Below are 15,196 nucleotides of genomic sequence, written 5' to 3' on the forward strand. Positions count from 1 at the left end.
TAAAATTTCCGAAGAAAAGATTAGTACTATTTCAATCAGCCTCTTTTTTTTATACTTTGAAATCTTCCGAATTTAGTACCACCTGCGTAGAAGGCAGTACAGGTTTACTGTCATCTTCGGCAGTAATAAATATCCTTATAGGTTCATAAGGTGTATTGGTGGTCAATTTCCCGTTGTTCTTGCGATTGATATCCAGCCGACCCAGGTTAATGGTGCCGTGTTTTTTGGTCACCATCCACACCACATAATGTGCCCGGGAAGGCGTAAGCCTGTTGGGGCTTGCAAGGTTACTCACCTCAAGCTCGACTTCATAATTCTGGTTGTTATCTTTATCGACCTTTACAACGGCTTCAGCAGCGGGTACTACATTAGAAACCGGGAAAGTGATCTTTTTACTGCAGGCAGTAATCAAAATAGCGGCAAAAATAAAGCTGAGCACCTTAAAAGCATCAGGCATTGAAAGTGGCTTATTTTTCTTGTTTTTCTTTTCCATAAAAGTGGTTTTTCGTTTTCCCGTTAAAATACCGCTTTTTTTCCAATCCTGAAAATCCTACCATGCCCTACGCCACTATTACTGCACCAAACCCGAAGTTTTCTATCTTTGCAGCATGCAAAAATTCATAAGTAGTTTTCAGAATCAGGCGGTAAAGAGGATATTACAGTTACAGGAAAAATCGCGCGCCCGCAAAAAAGAACACGTCTTTGTAGTAGAAGGCATCCGGGAGATAAATTTAGCTATAAAAGGAGGCTACCAGGTCACCGAACTGTATTATTCATCTGATCTCTTTCCTGCTGAAAAAGCCGAAAATCTGCTTTCATTAATTTCCAATCCTGTTGATGTGACCGAACTTTCTTCGGAAGTATATCAAAAGATCGCATACCGCGGAAGTACCGAAGGGGTACTGGCAATTGTGGGTTCCCGGGAGCTTTCCCTGCAAAACCTGACCTTCAAAACAAAGAATCCGCTGATTCTCGTCGCCGAAGCCCCCGAAAAACCCGGAAATATAGGAGCATTATTGCGCACCGCCGATGCTGCAGCTGTAGATGCCGTACTTATTGCCAATCCGCGGACAGATATGTTCAATCCAAACATCATTCGCAGTAGTGTAGGCTGCATCTTCACAAATAAGATCGCCACCGGCAGTACTTCAGAAATTATTGCTTTTTTAAAGGAGCGAAAAATTGCCATTTTTGGAGCCGCACTACAGGCCTCTGTTCCTTATCACAGTGTTGACTTCACCGGCGGTAGTGCCATTGTGGTAGGTACTGAAGCCACAGGGCTAAGTTGCGAGTGGCTGGAAAATACTACCCAAAACATTATCATCCCCATGGAAGGAGCAATAGACTCCATGAACGTATCGGTTGCTGCGGGAATATTAATTTTTGAAGCAAAAAGGCAGCGGCGTTAATTAGATTTCGGATACTTTTTTTAATGTTGCGGGTTTGCTTTAATTGCCCACCCCGCCTTGCAGGCACCCCTCCGGCGGAGGGGACGGTACTCAGAATTTTTATTCTTAAGGTGAATAATTCTTGAATCCAATATGAATTTCAGTCTGTACAACACTGATCATCGCTATTCAAAGTCACTCAGAAGAAAAGAAATAGCTTTTAGTTAAACATATTATTTGTGAATTCGGGGCCAAAAATATCCGACAATAAAGAGTAAAAAGATCCAAACCTCCCAACCTTACAAATCCGAATCAAAACCCACCCCGCCTTGCAGGTACCCCTCCGGAGGAAGGGACACTTTGAAAGAGAAACAAAAAAACATTTGTGAATTCGTGGCCAAAAATATCCGACAATAAAGAGTAAAAAGATCAAAACCTCCCAAACTTACAATTCCGAACCAAAACCCACCCCGCCTTGCAGGCACCCCTCCGGAGGAAGGGACACTTTGAAAGAGAAACAAAAAAACATTTGTGTATTCGTGGCCAAAAATATCCGACAATAAAGAGTAAAAAAATCCAACCCTCCAACCTTACAATTCCGAACCAAAACCCACCCCGCCTTGCAGGCACCCCTCCGGCGGAGGGGACGGTAATAAGAATATTTATTTTTAAGGTGAATGATTCTTGAATCCAATATGAACTTCAATCTTTACAACACTGATCATCGCTACTCAAAGTCACTCAGAGGAAAAGGAATAGCTTTTAGTTAAACATATTATTTGTGAATTCGTGGCCAAAAATATCCGACAATAAAGAGTAAAAAGATCTTAACCTCCCAACCTTACAATTCCGAACCTAAACCCACCCCGCCTTGCAGGCACCACTCCGGCGGAGGGGACGGTAATAAGAATATTTCTTCTTAAGGTGAAAAATTAGATTTCATATAAGTTGACTTTAGTGGTCAATCTATATCCTGAACGCACAACTTTCCACTCTCACTTTTCACAAAAGTTTTGTCCCTTTAAATCTTAATTCTTCAATAAAGATTCTGCTTATATTAGCCGAAAACAACAAATTTGACAGCAAATACTCTTTTTTGGATCATTGTAGGCATCATCATTATTGATTTTTTAGTCGATAAGATCCTGGATGCCTTGAATGCCAAACACTATAATGATCCTGTGCCCGATTCGCTTAAAGATGTTTTTGACGAGCAGGAATATGAGAAATCACAGCGGTATAAGAAATCGAACTACAAATTCGCGATGGTTTCCTCTACATTTTCGGTGGTGGTATTGTTGCTGTTCCTTTTCCTCGATGGCTTCGATTTTGTTGATACTCTTGCACGATCAGTTTCAGATAACGCCATTTTGATAGCGCTGATCTTCTTCGGCATTATTATGCTCGGGAGCGACCTGTTATCTCTTCCCTTCTCGTGGTACCACACATTTGTAATAGAAGAAAAATTCGGTTTTAATAAAACGACTCCCAAAACCTTCATTTTAGACAAGCTAAAGGGCTGGGGAATGATGATCGTTCTTGGCGGCGGCATACTGGCATTAATAGTGTGGTTCTACCAGTTCGCAGGCGGTAACTTCTGGTGGTACGCATGGATATTAGTGGCGGCTTTCAGTATCTTTCTGAATATGTTCTACGCCAGGTTAATAGTTCCGCTTTTCAATAAGCAAACTCCACTTTCCGAAGGTTCCCTGCGGAATAAGATAGAGGCCTATGCCCAAAAAGAAGGTTTTACTCTCGAAAAGATCTTTGTGATAGACGGCTCTAAAAGAAGCACTAAGGCCAATGCCTATTTTTCGGGTTTTGGAAATGAGAAAAGGGTCACCCTTTACGACACTTTAATCAACGACCTGCAGGACGAGGAGATTGTTGCGGTTTTGGCACATGAGGTGGGACATTACAAGAAGAACCACATCATCATCAACATGGTAATAAGCATTCTAAGCACAGGGTTTACCCTTTGGATTTTGTCTCTTTTTGTGGGCAACCCGTTACTTTCGGAAGCATTGGGAGTGGAAAATCCAGGGTTTCACATAGGGTTGGTAGCCTTCGGAATTTTGTACAGCCCCATTTCTGAACTTACCGGGATCATCATGAACTATCTCTCCCGGAAGTTTGAATATCAGGCCGATAATTTTGCGAAACAAACCTATAAGGCACAACCTTTGATTAGTGGATTAAAGAAGCTGTCAAAAAACAGCTTAAGCAATCTTACCCCGCACCCTGCTTATGTTTTTGTACATTACTCTCATCCGCCATTGTACAAACGGTTCAGGAATCTTGAAAGGTAATTAAATTGCCTGTTTTCAATCTTAATTGTATTTTTAGATCATGACGGAAGCCGCTATAGAAAAAGAAAACAAAGACATTGCCCAGCAGTACAAGGAACTGCTGCGCATAAGCTACCAAACCCTTACCGATGATGATAAAAAGCTCATTCGGCAGGCTTTTGATGTGGCGGTAGATGCCCATAAAGATCAGCGACGCAAATCGGGCGAAGCTTATATTTTTCACCCCATTGCCGTAGCCAAAATTGTTGCTTCGGAAATTGGGCTTGACGCGACATCTATTGCTGCTGCCCTTTTACATGATGTGGTAGAAGACACCAGCTTTACTCTTGAAGACATTCAGCAGACGTTTGGTGATACCGTAGCGCGAATTGTAGACGGGCTTACCAAGATCTCTAACCTTGAACATGATAAAGATGTTTCCCTGCAGGCCGAGAACTTCAGGAAAATGCTGCTTACGCTGAATGATGACGTGAGGGTGATTATTATTAAGATCGCCGACAGACTGCACAACATGCAGACGATGGATTCCATGCGGACAGACAAACAGGAAAAGATCGCTTCAGAAACACTTTACATCTACGCTCCCCTGGCCCACCGTATTGGTTTGTACAACATCAAAACCGAACTTGAAGACCTGGGATTAAAATATACTGAACCTGAAGTTTACAACGAGATCCTTCAGAAAATTCGGGAAAGCAAGGAAGAGCAGGACAAATACATCGCTGAATTTACTAAGGTGATTCAGGATTCCCTTGACAGGGAAAATATGAAGTACACCATCAAGGGACGGCCAAAATCGATCTACTCGATACGGCGAAAAATGAAGAACCAAAATGTCACTTTTGACGAGGTATACGACAAGTTTGCGGTAAGGATCATCTACGGAAGTGATGCTGCCAATGAGAAGTTTTTGGCATGGAAGATCTATTCAATCGTGACCGATCATTTTAGACCCAACCCTACCCGCCTGCGCGACTGGATCTCCTCCCCAAAGTCGACCGGTTATGAGGCCCTGCACATTACTGTAATGGGACCTAAAGGCCGATGGGTGGAAGTGCAAATTCGCAGTGAGCGAATGAACGAGATCGCCGAAAAAGGATATGCCGCACATTATAAATACAAGCAGGGCAACCAGGAAGACAGCCTTGATGAATGGGTAAACAAACTTCAGGAAGCCCTGGAAAATTCGGAAGTAAACGCAGTAGATTTTGTAGAGCAGTTTAAGCTGAACCTTTATTCCAAAGAGATCTTTGTATTTACACCACAGGGGGAACTAAAATCCCTTCCGAAGGGAGCTACCCCGTTAGACTTCGCCTTCAGCATACATACAGAAATTGGTTTGCGCACTCGTGGTGCCAGGGTGAACAGTAAACTGGTGCCGCTAAGCACCACACTTAAAACCGGCGACCAGGTAGAGATCATTACTTCAGAAAAAGCAAAGCCCAACTCCAACTGGCTCGACTATGCCACTACGGCACGGGCAAGGGCCAAGATTAAATCTTCCCTTAAAGAGGAAAAGAAGAATATCGCCGAAGAAGGAAAAGCCATTCTTTCAAGAAAATTACGGGCCCAAAAGATCCCGTTTAATGAAAAGACCATCAATGAACTGGTAATCTTCTTTAAGCTAAAAACAAGTCTCGACCTCTTTTACAGGGTTGGGGTGGGCACTATAGACAACCAGAAGTTGAAGGACTATGCAGCCTCACGCAGCAACGCCCTGGTAAGTTTCTTTAAAAATAAGATAAGAAAACAGGACACGGTTGAGGACATTGACCGCGATGAGATCACTGCAAAATATGACCAGCTGGTGTTTGGGCGCGATGAAGAAATTCTCGACTATAAATTGGCCAACTGCTGTAACCCTATTCCGGGAGACAATGTTTTCGGGTTTATTACGGTAAGCGAGGGTATTAAAGTCCATAAAAAAGACTGCCCCAATGCCATCCAGCTACAGAGCAATTTTGCCTACAGGATCATTCAGGCTAAATGGAAAGATTCTACCCAGGAAGAGTTCAAGGCGGTGATCAAGCTAACAGGAATAGACAATATTGGCCTGGTGAACGACGTGACCCGTGAGATCTCCAACAACATGAATACCAATATTAAAAATATTAATTTTGATAGCCAGGACGGCATTTTTACGGGCAGGATCACGGTTGTGGTCAAGAACAACAGCCTTCTTAAAAAACTCATTGAACACCTCAAAAAAATAAACGGTATAGATAAGGTGACACGTGAATAATCTTATACCTTTGCACCCATATCATGAGCAAGAAAGTAGTGAACAAAAATGACCAGGCAGTAGTAAAGAATGTCTTTACCAAATACCTGGAAGAGAAGGGACATCGAAAGACTCCCGAGCGCTTCGCCATCCTGCAGGAGATCTACAACAGCGAAGAACATTTTGACATAGAGTCGCTCTACATCAAAATGAAGAACAAAAAGTACCGCGTGAGCCGTGCTACATTATACAATACCATTGAACTGCTATTGGAGTGCGGACTTGTGCGAAAACACCAGTTTGGCAACAACCAGGCCCAGTACGAAAAATCATATTTTGACCGTAACCACGACCATATTATCTTAACCGATACAGGTGAGGTGATCGAGTTTTGTGATCCACGGGTACAGGCTATCAAGCAAACAATAGAAGAAGTGTTTGATATACAGATTAACAATCATTCCTTATATTTTTACGGAAACAAAAAAGCAACCGAATAACCTGAATTTTTATGGCAGTAGACTTACTTCTTGGATTACAATGGGGAGATGAAGGCAAAGGAAAAATAGTAGATGTTTTCACCAAACAATATAACATCATCGCCCGCTTCCAGGGAGGCCCAAATGCAGGGCACACCTTAGAATTTGATGGTCAAAAGCATGTACTTCACACCATCCCTTCGGGCATCTTTCACGAAGATGCGTTAAACCTTGTAGGAAATGGCGTGGTAATAGACCCTGTTATCTTTAAGAGAGAATTAGATAACCTGAGCAAAGCCGGGGTAGATTATAAAGACAGACTTGTAATCTCCAGGAAAGCACATTTAATCTTACCTACCCACCGTTTGCTGGATGCTGCCAGTGAGGCTTCAAAAGGCAAGGCCAAGATTGGCTCTACGTTAAAAGGAATAGGCCCTACTTATATGGATAAGACCGGCCGTAACGGAATTAGAGTTGGAGATCTTGAGTTAAGCGACTGGAAAGAAAAATACCGCACCCTGGCCGACAAGCATGAGGCTATGATAAGCTTCTACAACGTAGACGTACAATACAACCTTAGTGAACTTGAAACCGAATTCTTTAAGGCTATAGAAACCCTAAAATCGCTGCAGTTTATTGATAGTGAAGAATACCTGTACCAGGCTCAAAAAAGCGGAAAAACTATTCTTGCTGAAGGTGCCCAGGGATCTTTACTCGACATTGATTTTGGAACCTATCCTTTTGTTACTTCCTCAAATACTACCGCGGCAGGAGCCTGTACGGGTCTTGGAGTTGCTCCAAACCAGATAGGGGAAGTCTTCGGAATATTTAAAGCATACACAACCCGCGTTGGAAGTGGCCCCTTCCCTACCGAACTTTTTGACGAAGATGGGGAGACCATGGGACGTGTTGGTAAAGAATTTGGTGCAACTACCGGAAGAGCCCGCCGTTGTGGATGGCTTGATATGGTAGCATTAAAATATGCAGTACAGGTAAGTGGCGTTACCCAACTCATCATGATGAAAGCCGATGTTTTGAGCGGTTTTGACACCTTGAAGATCTGTACCGCATACAACTATCGTGGCGAAGAGATCACCCACCTGCCATACAATATTGAACATGAGAATGTAACTCCCATTTACACCCATTTCAAAGGCTGGGAGAAGGATCTCACTCAACTAAGCTCGGCAGACCAATTGCCAACTGAACTGAAAGATTATATTTCTTTTATTGAAAAAGAATTGGAGATCCCGGTAAAAATCGTTTCGGTAGGGCCAGACAGGCTACAGACCATCGAACTTTAAAAGGTCTCAAAAATGTCATTTTTGAAAGGTGTTGCGAAAACAGCACCTTTTTTTATGCTTAAACTCAATCAGCATCAATAACTGCTATTATAATACGACCCAAATTTTCGTCAGCACCGAATTTCTGAAAAATTTAAAACCCCAGCTCATACATTTTCCTCTTGAACATTTAAAATTATTCACTAACTTTGAAACTCAAAGTACTTTTTAAATGAAGAAGACTGAAGAAGATTATATGCAAGACCTTCGGGAGATACGGTCTATCATGGAACGATCAACTAAATTCCTTTCCCTAAGCGGGGTTTCGGGCGTATTGGCAGGTGTATACGCTTTAGCAGGTGTTTATTCTGTACACGGGATTTTTGATCAACAAGAGTCTCTCCTGTACAAAGCTGCTTCAAAAGAACAAGTGTTGAGCCTTTTACTAACAGGAACTTTAGTCCTGCTTTTGGCTATCACAACTGCAGTCTTTTTTTCAGTCGGTAAAGGCCGGGAACGCAGGGAGAGAGTATGGAATGCAGCCGCAAAGAGCATGCTTAAAAGTATGGCAGTTCCGCTGGTTACCGGCGGGCTTATCTCACTGATATTTTTAGCCAAAGGTTTGCTGGCATTTTTGGCACCCGTTACATTAATTTTTTATGGCCTCGCACTCTACAATGCCGGAAATTACACCTTCAGCGATGTAAAATATTTTGGCATTGCCCAGCTGGTGCTGGGGCTGCTGGCAATATATTTTACACAGTATGGCTTGATGTTTTGGGCTGTTGGCTTCGGAATATTGCATATCATATATGGCATTTACGTGAACTACAAGTACGAAAGGTGAAAATATCTATAAATGGTTTGCATAAGGCTTTCGAGAGCAGGATACGCCTCGGCATCATGTCGGTCCTGGCTGTGAATGATACGCTTGATTTTTCTTCTCTCAAGGATTACCTCGAGGTGACAGATGGGAATTTAGCCAGTCATTTAAAAGCGCTGGAAAAAGAGCATTTTATTGAAGTGACAAAAGCATTTATTGACAGAAAACCCAATACAAAATATGCAATGACCAGATCGGGAAGAAAAGCCTTTGAAGAACACCTCACAGCGCTGGAAAACCTTATCAAATCACAAAAGTAATTTTTTTACCTATACACTTTGAATTTCAAAGTACTTTAATATAACTAAAATCCTGAACATAATGACGGCCACGGAAATCAATCGACATTTTTTACAGCAGAATACTTCGAAGATCATGTTTAGTTATACTGCTACATCCTTTGTATTAGGAGGAGATAATCTGAAAGATCTTAATATTTAAAACGATTCCAGGAATTCCTAAACCAAAAACAACTATAAAAATCAGACGTTATGAAAACCAAAAGACTAACTGTTATCTTACTTGCCGCCACTTTTCTTTTACTTCTTCCTCTCCTTGGAATGCAGTTCAGCCAGGAAGTGAACTGGGACCTTTTCGATTTTATCGTGGCAGCCATCCTCCTCTATGGCACTGGTCTAATCATAGAATTGATATTAAGAAAGGTGAAAGACAGTCAAAAACGCCTTATCATTTGTGCCATCATTCTGGGAGTACTTTTCCTGGTCTGGGCCGAACTAGCCGTAGGTGTATTTGGAAGCCCCTTTGCCGGCAGCTAATACCGTATGGAAGCAATCCTTATTCACTCCCTGCTCCTCGCCTGCTGTCTCTCCTGTAAACCAATTCTTGCTACGGAAAATATCCCTGAAACCACTGCGATATCTTTTGATGCTGAAAAATGGCATTTTAAAGATGGTTTCAGTTTTCCTTACAGAGACAGCATGCTGAAGGATCTTATGAAAGACACAAATTTCCGAAAGCTGAAGAAGCCGGAAGTATTGAACCTTCTGGGAGAACCAACCAGGGTGGACACAAATTATCTAAAGAGTCCGGGAAAAGCGATTTGGTCTTGTGCCTTTCCACACTAAAACCATGGTTGTGAAATTTACAGGAGCAGATAGTATTGAATGGATCAGGATCCATTAATAAATAGCTAATTTTAAAAGAATAAGATGATCTGGCATAAATACATATCAAAATTGAGCGGCTGGTTATTCGGTCTGCTGTTGGTCGCTCTCGGTGTCCTCAACCTTATACTGGTACACCCTGTACCCGGCTTGATATATCTTTTTCTGGCCCTCATTTTCGTGCCACCCATGAGCCGTGCTTTTGAAAAACATTTCAGATTGTATATTCCGGTTGCGCTGAAGATCATTCTTGGTATTGTCATTCTCTGGTTTACCCTCGGAATAAGTGATCTTGCGGAGATATACGGTCTATAAAAAAGTTGGAAAACAGGCAGGAAAATTGCACAAAAGAGAGAAACGGTGAGTCCTGAAGTATGGAATATTTTGTAAAGAAAGAATCGATAGTAAGAGAGATTTGGGGTAAGAGTGATACTATCCTGGTCATTTTTGCAGGTGCATCGGCCGAGTTTGCTTTAAACAAAGCAGTAGACTGGCTGTACTTTACCGGAAAACTACCCGCCGATCCTTTAGGCCGGCTCTTTTCAACCGTAACCTATGCCAGGCAAATCGTGTTCTTCTCCCATTCCGAGGCAATAGGAGCAATCAAGAGGATCAATGCCATCCACAGCGGAGTAGAAAATCAGCGGGGCAACAAAATTCCGCAGTGGGCATACCGGGATGTACTTTTTATGCTCATTGGATATTCCATTCGAGCCTATGAACTACTGGAGCGGAAACTTTCTCAAGATGAAAAACAAGAAGTATTGGACGTCTTCTACCGGGTAGGAAAGGCAATGGAAATCGAAGACTTACCACCAAACTATAATGATTGGCTGTCACAAAGAAAACAGCACCTGGAACAGGACCTGGAAGACAGCAGGTACAGCAAAGATCTCTACCGGCAGTACAAAAAGCATCTTGGCCCTGTGCGCTACTGGTTCCTGTTAAAAGTACAGGAACTGGTATGCCCACAAAAGGTCAAAGAACTACTCCACCTGACTTCAAACCCCATCATACCACCTGCGCTAACAACCTATAAGATCATGCGGTACTTAAAACTGGACCATATTGCCAAATCACTACTACTCCCCAATGACTATAAGGACCAGATAAAAGATTTGGACAGGTTTAAAAACACGAATCAAAAACCCACTGAAGTCAGTTACTAGAAAGATTTTACTAAGGTTTTACTGAGGTTCATCGTGGTTTTATTGTAGCTTTTCTTTACGAAATTTTAAACCTGCAGAAGAACCCCTCCCCTCACTTTACCACCACATCCTGAATAAAATAGGGTCGTAAAAAGAACAGAAAAACCTGTTGTTATCCCGCAACTTTAATATGATAAAACACTATATTAGTTTTCATATAACGAGTTGCCAGTAATATGAAAAAAGCCTTACTAATAACTTTACTTTTTATCCTCGGACTTTCTTCTTGTAAATCGGAGAAACAATATTCGGATTATAATGAAGATGATTTTTATGAAGTACAAGGAATCATTACTGCTGTTTACCGGACAAGTGATCCTTTGGACAATCCGACTGTAAAAAATGTCAGATTTACTTACTTTTTAGATCGACCGACTCCAAAAACCGGAATGGAAGAAAACCTGGATATGTTTGAAGCCCAAAACGGATATCCTTTAATAGTTCTTGTTCATAAAGATGATGAAAATATCAGTTTTTACGGCAGAGTCGGAATTCTTGATAATTTACGCCCTGAGGAAGAAAAAGTCCTGCGTGCTCATATAAAAGATGAAATGGAAAAATTACAGACTGCTGTTCCTGAACCTCTTTACCAAAAGGCAAAATCAGTAGAAGACAATTAAAAAATACTACTGGCAACAACGGTTAACAAAAATGGCTTTTTTGAGAGATAATTTCCTACTTTTATTTCCATAAGAAAGAAGCGTTACGCCGGACAAGTGGATCTTCCCTACTCGCCACTTTCGTTAACCGGGAACGTTGTAAAAAATGCCGCTGACAAACAAAACGCGGAAAAAATAAAACTGACTCAAATATAACGGACCTTGAAAATGCCATTTTTGGAAGGAAAGATATTTCGAAGTTTAAAAGACAAATTGTGACGGATTGCTCACTCAAACGGATAATTAAAAGCAGCTAAAATTTTCTTTTTTGACACCTAAGAAAGATTGATTTTTAAAAAAAAGTGAAGCGGATTTTCTCACTCAGCTGAAAAAGATAAGAGGGCGCAAAAAAGCCATTTTTGAGAGGTAAGAAAATTAGAACTTTAAAAACAAAGCGCAGCGGAGTTAAAAGCAGAACGGCTCACTCGGGCGGGCGGCACATTTTTACAACAACGTATAAAAAAAATGCTCAAACTTGTCTCAATTGGAAAGTCCGTGCTCGCTTGCAACGCCTGATTGTCCTGCGGACAATCAAGCTCGCCAGCTCGCACTGTTTTTATACGGGACGTTAGGCAACATTAAAACTGACTGGTAAAAAAGAAGCACTATGACTGACTACCAAACCATTTCCTGGATATTTTTAGCTACTGCATTGGCGTCCCAAGAACGTGGAACAAATGAGGCGGGAATTTCAGCGGTGGCGGACGGAATTAATCATTCTGTTCCTACTCAAAGGGAAATGCAGACCTCTTTAAAATGGCTACTGACCAAAGATTTAGTCATAAAGGAGCAAGGAAAATATAATCTGACTGACCAAGGGCAAGAGCTTTTTCAGCAAGTTAGAAAAAGATCGGATATTCTTTTAAAAATGTGGGAAATTTTGGAAACGGACCTAAAGAGCGTGAATGAAAATAACGTTGCCTAACACTGTATAAAAAAAATGCTCAAGTCTGTCTCATTTCGAAACTCCGTGCTTGCTTGCAACGCCTGATTGTCATGCGGACAATCAAGCTCGCCAGCTCGCACTATTTTTTATACGGGACGTTGCCAGTAATATGAAAAAAGCCTTACTAATAACTTTACTTTTTATCCTCGGACTTTCTTCTTGTAAATCGGAGAAACAATATTCGGATTATAATGAAGATGATTTTTATGAAGTACAAGGAATCATTACTGCTGTTTACCGGACAAGTGATCCTTTGGACAATCCGACTGTAAAAAATGTCAGATTTACTTACTTTTTAGATCGACCGACTCCAAAAACCGGAATGGAAGAAAACCTGGATATGTTTGAAGCCCAAAACGGATATCCTTTAATAGTTCTTGTTCATAAAGATGATGAAAATATCAGTTTTTACGGCAGAGTCGGAATTCTTGATAATTTACGCCCTGAGGAAGAAAAAGTCCTGCGTGCTCATATAAAAGATGAAATGGAAAAATTACAGACTGCTGTTCCTGAACCTCTTTACCAAAAGGCAAAATCAGTAGAAGACAATTAAAAAATACTACTGGCAACAACGGTTAACAAAAATGGCTTTTTTGAGAGATAATTTCCTACTTTTATTTCCATAAGAAAGAAGCGTTACGCCGGACAAGTGGATCTTCCCTACTCGCCACTTTCGTTAACCGGGAACGTTGGGCAACATAAAAAATCGGGAACTGAATGAAAAAATGGATTTTAATAATAATTGGAATAATTCTGATCGGAATTATTGGAATCGGATTTAAACTTAACTCGGATTTTGACAAAGTCACAGAAGCGTTTCATTCAGAGCATTCTCTGAAAGAAGCGGATTTTGTTCTTATTTCCGACTCAGTTTCTCCGAATAAAAAATTTAGATATTATGAATATCAATTCGATAATGGCGGATTTGGATATTCGAGAGTTTTTTGGTCAGTTATAGAAGATAAGGAAAATGAATCTGACCTTAAAAAAGGACTAATTCCGGATGGATTTAGAATAACTGGTTGGACAGCCGACAATGAATTGATTTTAGAAGAATGGGAACCTTATTACAATATCCAAAAAACGAATTTGAAAAGCGGTGTGGAAATAAACGGAGTAAAAACTACTCTGGGGAATAAAAAAACGTTGCCCAACAACATATAAAAACAATGCTTAAATCAGTCTTTAATCGAAAGTTAGTGCTCGCTTGTTTAGCGGATTGTCCTGCGGACAATCACGCTCACCAGCTCGCACAGTTTTTATACGAGACGTTGTAAACAATGGCTCCTGACAAGAAAATAAAATAGTATGATGAACGAATCGATTAATTTTTTTCTCCCTTACTGGCTTCACAATCTTATAGTTTACACTCTGATTGGTATATTCCTATCTGTTTTATCATACATTCTTCTTAATAAAAAATTAGCCTTAAAAGAAAAAGTAGTTCTTTCAATTCTATGTTTCGCATTACCAGTTCTTGGATGTCTTATCTCTGTATATTATGTAAAAGAATTTGAATTAATAAAGTGGGAAAAAAGCTGATCCCACTGAGCCGTCAAAAATTTTTGGAGAACAAGAATAGGAAATGAATCTCGGATTGCCACTCAGCCGGAGAAAAATGTATCACTCTGGCGGACTTAAAAAGATAAATATTAACTCAAATTAAAAACAAAGCAGACGGAAAACGGAGCGGCAAATCTTTGGTGCTCACTCAGATGTGTCGCCACTGATTTACAACAACGGTTAACACAAATACGGCAGACCAGTCAAAAATGGCTTTTTTGAGTACCTTTAAAAAGAGTAATTAAAAGATCAATTTCGTTCCCCAACTCCGCACTTGCGTTAACCGGGACGTTGTGAACCATAGCTCCGGACTCCACTCAAAACGCGTTAAAAAATATAAATTCTCTAAACTCCTGGAGATCAAAAAAACGGACAATTACTCAGTCGGTTTAAAATTAAAAGTGACTGCAGATTTCCACTCAAACGCAAGAATAATTCTTCTAATTTTCTAGTTGATACTCAAAAAGAAGGATTTTGGAATCTATAAAAACAAAAGGACTCCACTCAGTCCCGAAATTAATTTTCTCACTGTTGCGGATTAAAAATTAAGAATTGAAAAAAAGGAAACAAACCTAACTCAACACAAAAACTGATTCTCACTGTTGCGGATTAAAAAACTAATCAAGAAAAATGCTAAGTACGAGCTCACTCGGCTCTGTCGCTACGGATTCACAACAATAAATAACACAAATTGCGGAATACCTCTCAAAAATGCCATTTTTGACTACCTTTAAAATAAGTCATTAACGGACAAATTCAAGTCACCAAGCCGCAACTTGTGTTATTCGAGACGTTGGCAGCAAACTAAAAAACAAATACTATGACAATTTTATTAATTACACTGACTGTTTTAACTGCGATTTTATGGATATGGGCTTTGGTAGATATTTCCCGATCCAGATTTGAAAATCAAAGTATGAAATGGTTGTGGATAATCTTAATATTTATTTTTCCGATTTTAGGCTCGTTAGTCTACTTCCAGTTCGGAAAAAAATATACTAAAGACTCTAAAAAATTCAATCCTGACTTCAATAAAAACTCTTAATATTAATAATCCTGGAGAGGAAAAAGTCAGCTGCCAACACTGTATAAAAACAATGCTTAAACCTGTCTCAAATCGAAAGTCCGTGCTC

General features: G+C 40.5%; 17 protein-coding genes. 16 read left to right on the forward strand and 1 reads right to left on the reverse strand.

Going from position 1 to position 15,196, the window contains the following annotated elements; translation table 11 throughout:
• Positions 1–49: 49 nt before the first annotated feature.
• Positions 50–493, reverse strand: coding sequence for a hypothetical protein (locus VS868_RS00530; protein ID WP_345598832.1), 444 nt, complete (start codon positions 491–493; stop codon positions 50–52).
• A 115-nt stretch (positions 494–608) separates the two neighbouring features.
• Between VS868_RS00530 and VS868_RS00535 the strand changes: the two genes are divergently transcribed.
• The 16 genes from VS868_RS00535 to VS868_RS00610 all read left to right on the forward strand — a co-directional run bounded on the left by VS868_RS00535 (position 609) and on the right by VS868_RS00610 (position 15,108).
• Positions 609–1,409 (forward strand): RNA methyltransferase, encoded by an 801-nt coding sequence (locus VS868_RS00535; RefSeq protein WP_345598833.1) that lies wholly within the window; start codon positions 609–611, stop codon positions 1,407–1,409.
• Positions 1,410–2,464: 1,055 nt separating this feature from the next.
• Positions 2,465–3,697: a M48 family metallopeptidase gene (locus tag VS868_RS00540; protein WP_266070970.1), complete on the forward strand. Its 1,233-nt coding sequence runs from the start codon at positions 2,465–2,467 to the stop codon at positions 3,695–3,697.
• Positions 3,698–3,737: 40 nt separating this feature from the next.
• Positions 3,738–5,939 carry a RelA/SpoT family protein gene (locus tag VS868_RS00545; RefSeq protein WP_266070969.1) on the forward strand — a complete coding sequence of 734 codons (2,202 nt, stop codon included), beginning with the start codon at positions 3,738–3,740 and terminating at the stop codon, positions 5,937–5,939.
• A 23-nt stretch (positions 5,940–5,962) separates the two neighbouring features.
• Positions 5,963–6,418, forward strand: a complete 456-nt coding sequence (locus VS868_RS00550; RefSeq protein ID WP_266070967.1) for a transcriptional repressor — start codon at positions 5,963–5,965, stop codon at positions 6,416–6,418.
• 11 nt (positions 6,419–6,429) lie between these two features.
• Positions 6,430–7,701: an adenylosuccinate synthase gene (locus VS868_RS00555; protein ID WP_266070966.1), complete on the forward strand. Its 1,272-nt coding sequence runs from the start codon at positions 6,430–6,432 to the stop codon at positions 7,699–7,701.
• Between the two features lie 211 nt (positions 7,702–7,912).
• Entirely contained in the window at positions 7,913–8,527 is a 615-nt protein-coding gene (locus VS868_RS00560) for a hypothetical protein (protein WP_345598835.1), read from the forward strand.
• Complete coding sequence (locus VS868_RS00565) at positions 8,524–8,823, forward strand: transcriptional regulator (RefSeq protein WP_345598837.1); 300 nt, start codon at positions 8,524–8,526, stop codon at positions 8,821–8,823. The genes VS868_RS00560 and VS868_RS00565 overlap by 4 nt, the downstream gene beginning before the upstream one ends.
• Before the next feature lie 231 nt (positions 8,824–9,054).
• Complete coding sequence (locus tag VS868_RS00570; protein WP_345598838.1) at positions 9,055–9,339, forward strand: hypothetical protein; 285 nt, start codon at positions 9,055–9,057, stop codon at positions 9,337–9,339.
• Between the two features lie 6 nt (positions 9,340–9,345).
• Entirely contained in the window at positions 9,346–9,648 is a 303-nt protein-coding gene (locus tag VS868_RS00575; RefSeq protein ID WP_266070961.1) for a hypothetical protein, read from the forward strand.
• 84 nt (positions 9,649–9,732) lie between these two features.
• Positions 9,733–10,002, forward strand: coding sequence for a hypothetical protein (locus VS868_RS00580; protein ID WP_266070960.1), 270 nt, complete (start codon positions 9,733–9,735; stop codon positions 10,000–10,002).
• Between the two features lie 59 nt (positions 10,003–10,061).
• Positions 10,062–10,856, forward strand: a complete 795-nt coding sequence (locus VS868_RS00585) for an oxygenase MpaB family protein (RefSeq protein ID WP_266070958.1) — start codon at positions 10,062–10,064, stop codon at positions 10,854–10,856.
• A gap of 215 nt (positions 10,857–11,071) precedes the next feature.
• Positions 11,072–11,515 carry a hypothetical protein gene (locus VS868_RS00590; RefSeq protein WP_345598840.1) on the forward strand — a complete coding sequence of 148 codons (444 nt, stop codon included), beginning with the start codon at positions 11,072–11,074 and terminating at the stop codon, positions 11,513–11,515.
• A gap of 646 nt (positions 11,516–12,161) precedes the next feature.
• The gene (locus VS868_RS00595; protein WP_345598841.1) at positions 12,162–12,479 is read left to right on the forward strand and encodes a hypothetical protein; all 318 of its coding nucleotides are present in this window, start codon (positions 12,162–12,164) and stop codon (positions 12,477–12,479) included.
• 49 nt (positions 12,480–12,528) lie between these two features.
• Positions 12,529–13,053: a hypothetical protein gene (locus VS868_RS00600; protein ID WP_345598842.1), complete on the forward strand. Its 525-nt coding sequence runs from the start codon at positions 12,529–12,531 to the stop codon at positions 13,051–13,053.
• Between the two features lie 164 nt (positions 13,054–13,217).
• Complete coding sequence (locus tag VS868_RS00605) at positions 13,218–13,664, forward strand: hypothetical protein (RefSeq protein ID WP_345598843.1); 447 nt, start codon at positions 13,218–13,220, stop codon at positions 13,662–13,664.
• 1,219 nt (positions 13,665–14,883) lie between these two features.
• Positions 14,884–15,108, forward strand: coding sequence for a PLDc N-terminal domain-containing protein (locus tag VS868_RS00610; protein WP_345598844.1), 225 nt, complete (start codon positions 14,884–14,886; stop codon positions 15,106–15,108).
• Positions 15,109–15,196: the final 88 nt, after the last annotated feature.

This window comes from Salinimicrobium sp. 3283s (genome assembly GCF_039602225.1).
GTDB lineage: Bacteria > Bacteroidota > Bacteroidia > Flavobacteriales > Flavobacteriaceae > Salinimicrobium > Salinimicrobium profundisediminis.

Bases quoted from the DNA above. Each gene is read 5' to 3' on its own strand.
- VS868_RS00595 (WP_345598841.1), top strand. From the start codon at position 12,162: ATGACTGACTACCAAACCATTTCCTGGATATTTTTAGCTACTGCATTG.
- VS868_RS00585 (WP_266070958.1), top strand. From the start codon at position 10,062: ATGGAATATTTTGTAAAGAAAGAATCGATAGTAAGAGAGATTTGGGGT.
- VS868_RS00605 (WP_345598843.1), top strand. From the start codon at position 13,218: ATGAAAAAATGGATTTTAATAATAATTGGAATAATTCTGATCGGAATT.
- VS868_RS00530 (WP_345598832.1), bottom strand. From the start codon at position 493: ATGGAAAAGAAAAACAAGAAAAATAAGCCACTTTCAATGCCTGATGCT.
- VS868_RS00590 (WP_345598840.1), top strand. From the start codon at position 11,072: ATGAAAAAAGCCTTACTAATAACTTTACTTTTTATCCTCGGACTTTCT.
- VS868_RS00610 (WP_345598844.1), top strand. From the start codon at position 14,884: ATGACAATTTTATTAATTACACTGACTGTTTTAACTGCGATTTTATGG.
- VS868_RS00560 (WP_345598835.1), top strand. From the start codon at position 7,913: ATGAAGAAGACTGAAGAAGATTATATGCAAGACCTTCGGGAGATACGG.
- VS868_RS00535 (WP_345598833.1), top strand. From the start codon at position 609: ATGCAAAAATTCATAAGTAGTTTTCAGAATCAGGCGGTAAAGAGGATA.
- VS868_RS00550 (WP_266070967.1), top strand. From the start codon at position 5,963: ATGAGCAAGAAAGTAGTGAACAAAAATGACCAGGCAGTAGTAAAGAAT.
- VS868_RS00545 (WP_266070969.1), top strand. From the start codon at position 3,738: ATGACGGAAGCCGCTATAGAAAAAGAAAACAAAGACATTGCCCAGCAG.
- VS868_RS00580 (WP_266070960.1), top strand. From the start codon at position 9,733: ATGATCTGGCATAAATACATATCAAAATTGAGCGGCTGGTTATTCGGT.
- VS868_RS00555 (WP_266070966.1), top strand. From the start codon at position 6,430: ATGGCAGTAGACTTACTTCTTGGATTACAATGGGGAGATGAAGGCAAA.
- VS868_RS00575 (WP_266070961.1), top strand. From the start codon at position 9,346: ATGGAAGCAATCCTTATTCACTCCCTGCTCCTCGCCTGCTGTCTCTCC.
- VS868_RS00570 (WP_345598838.1), top strand. From the start codon at position 9,055: ATGAAAACCAAAAGACTAACTGTTATCTTACTTGCCGCCACTTTTCTT.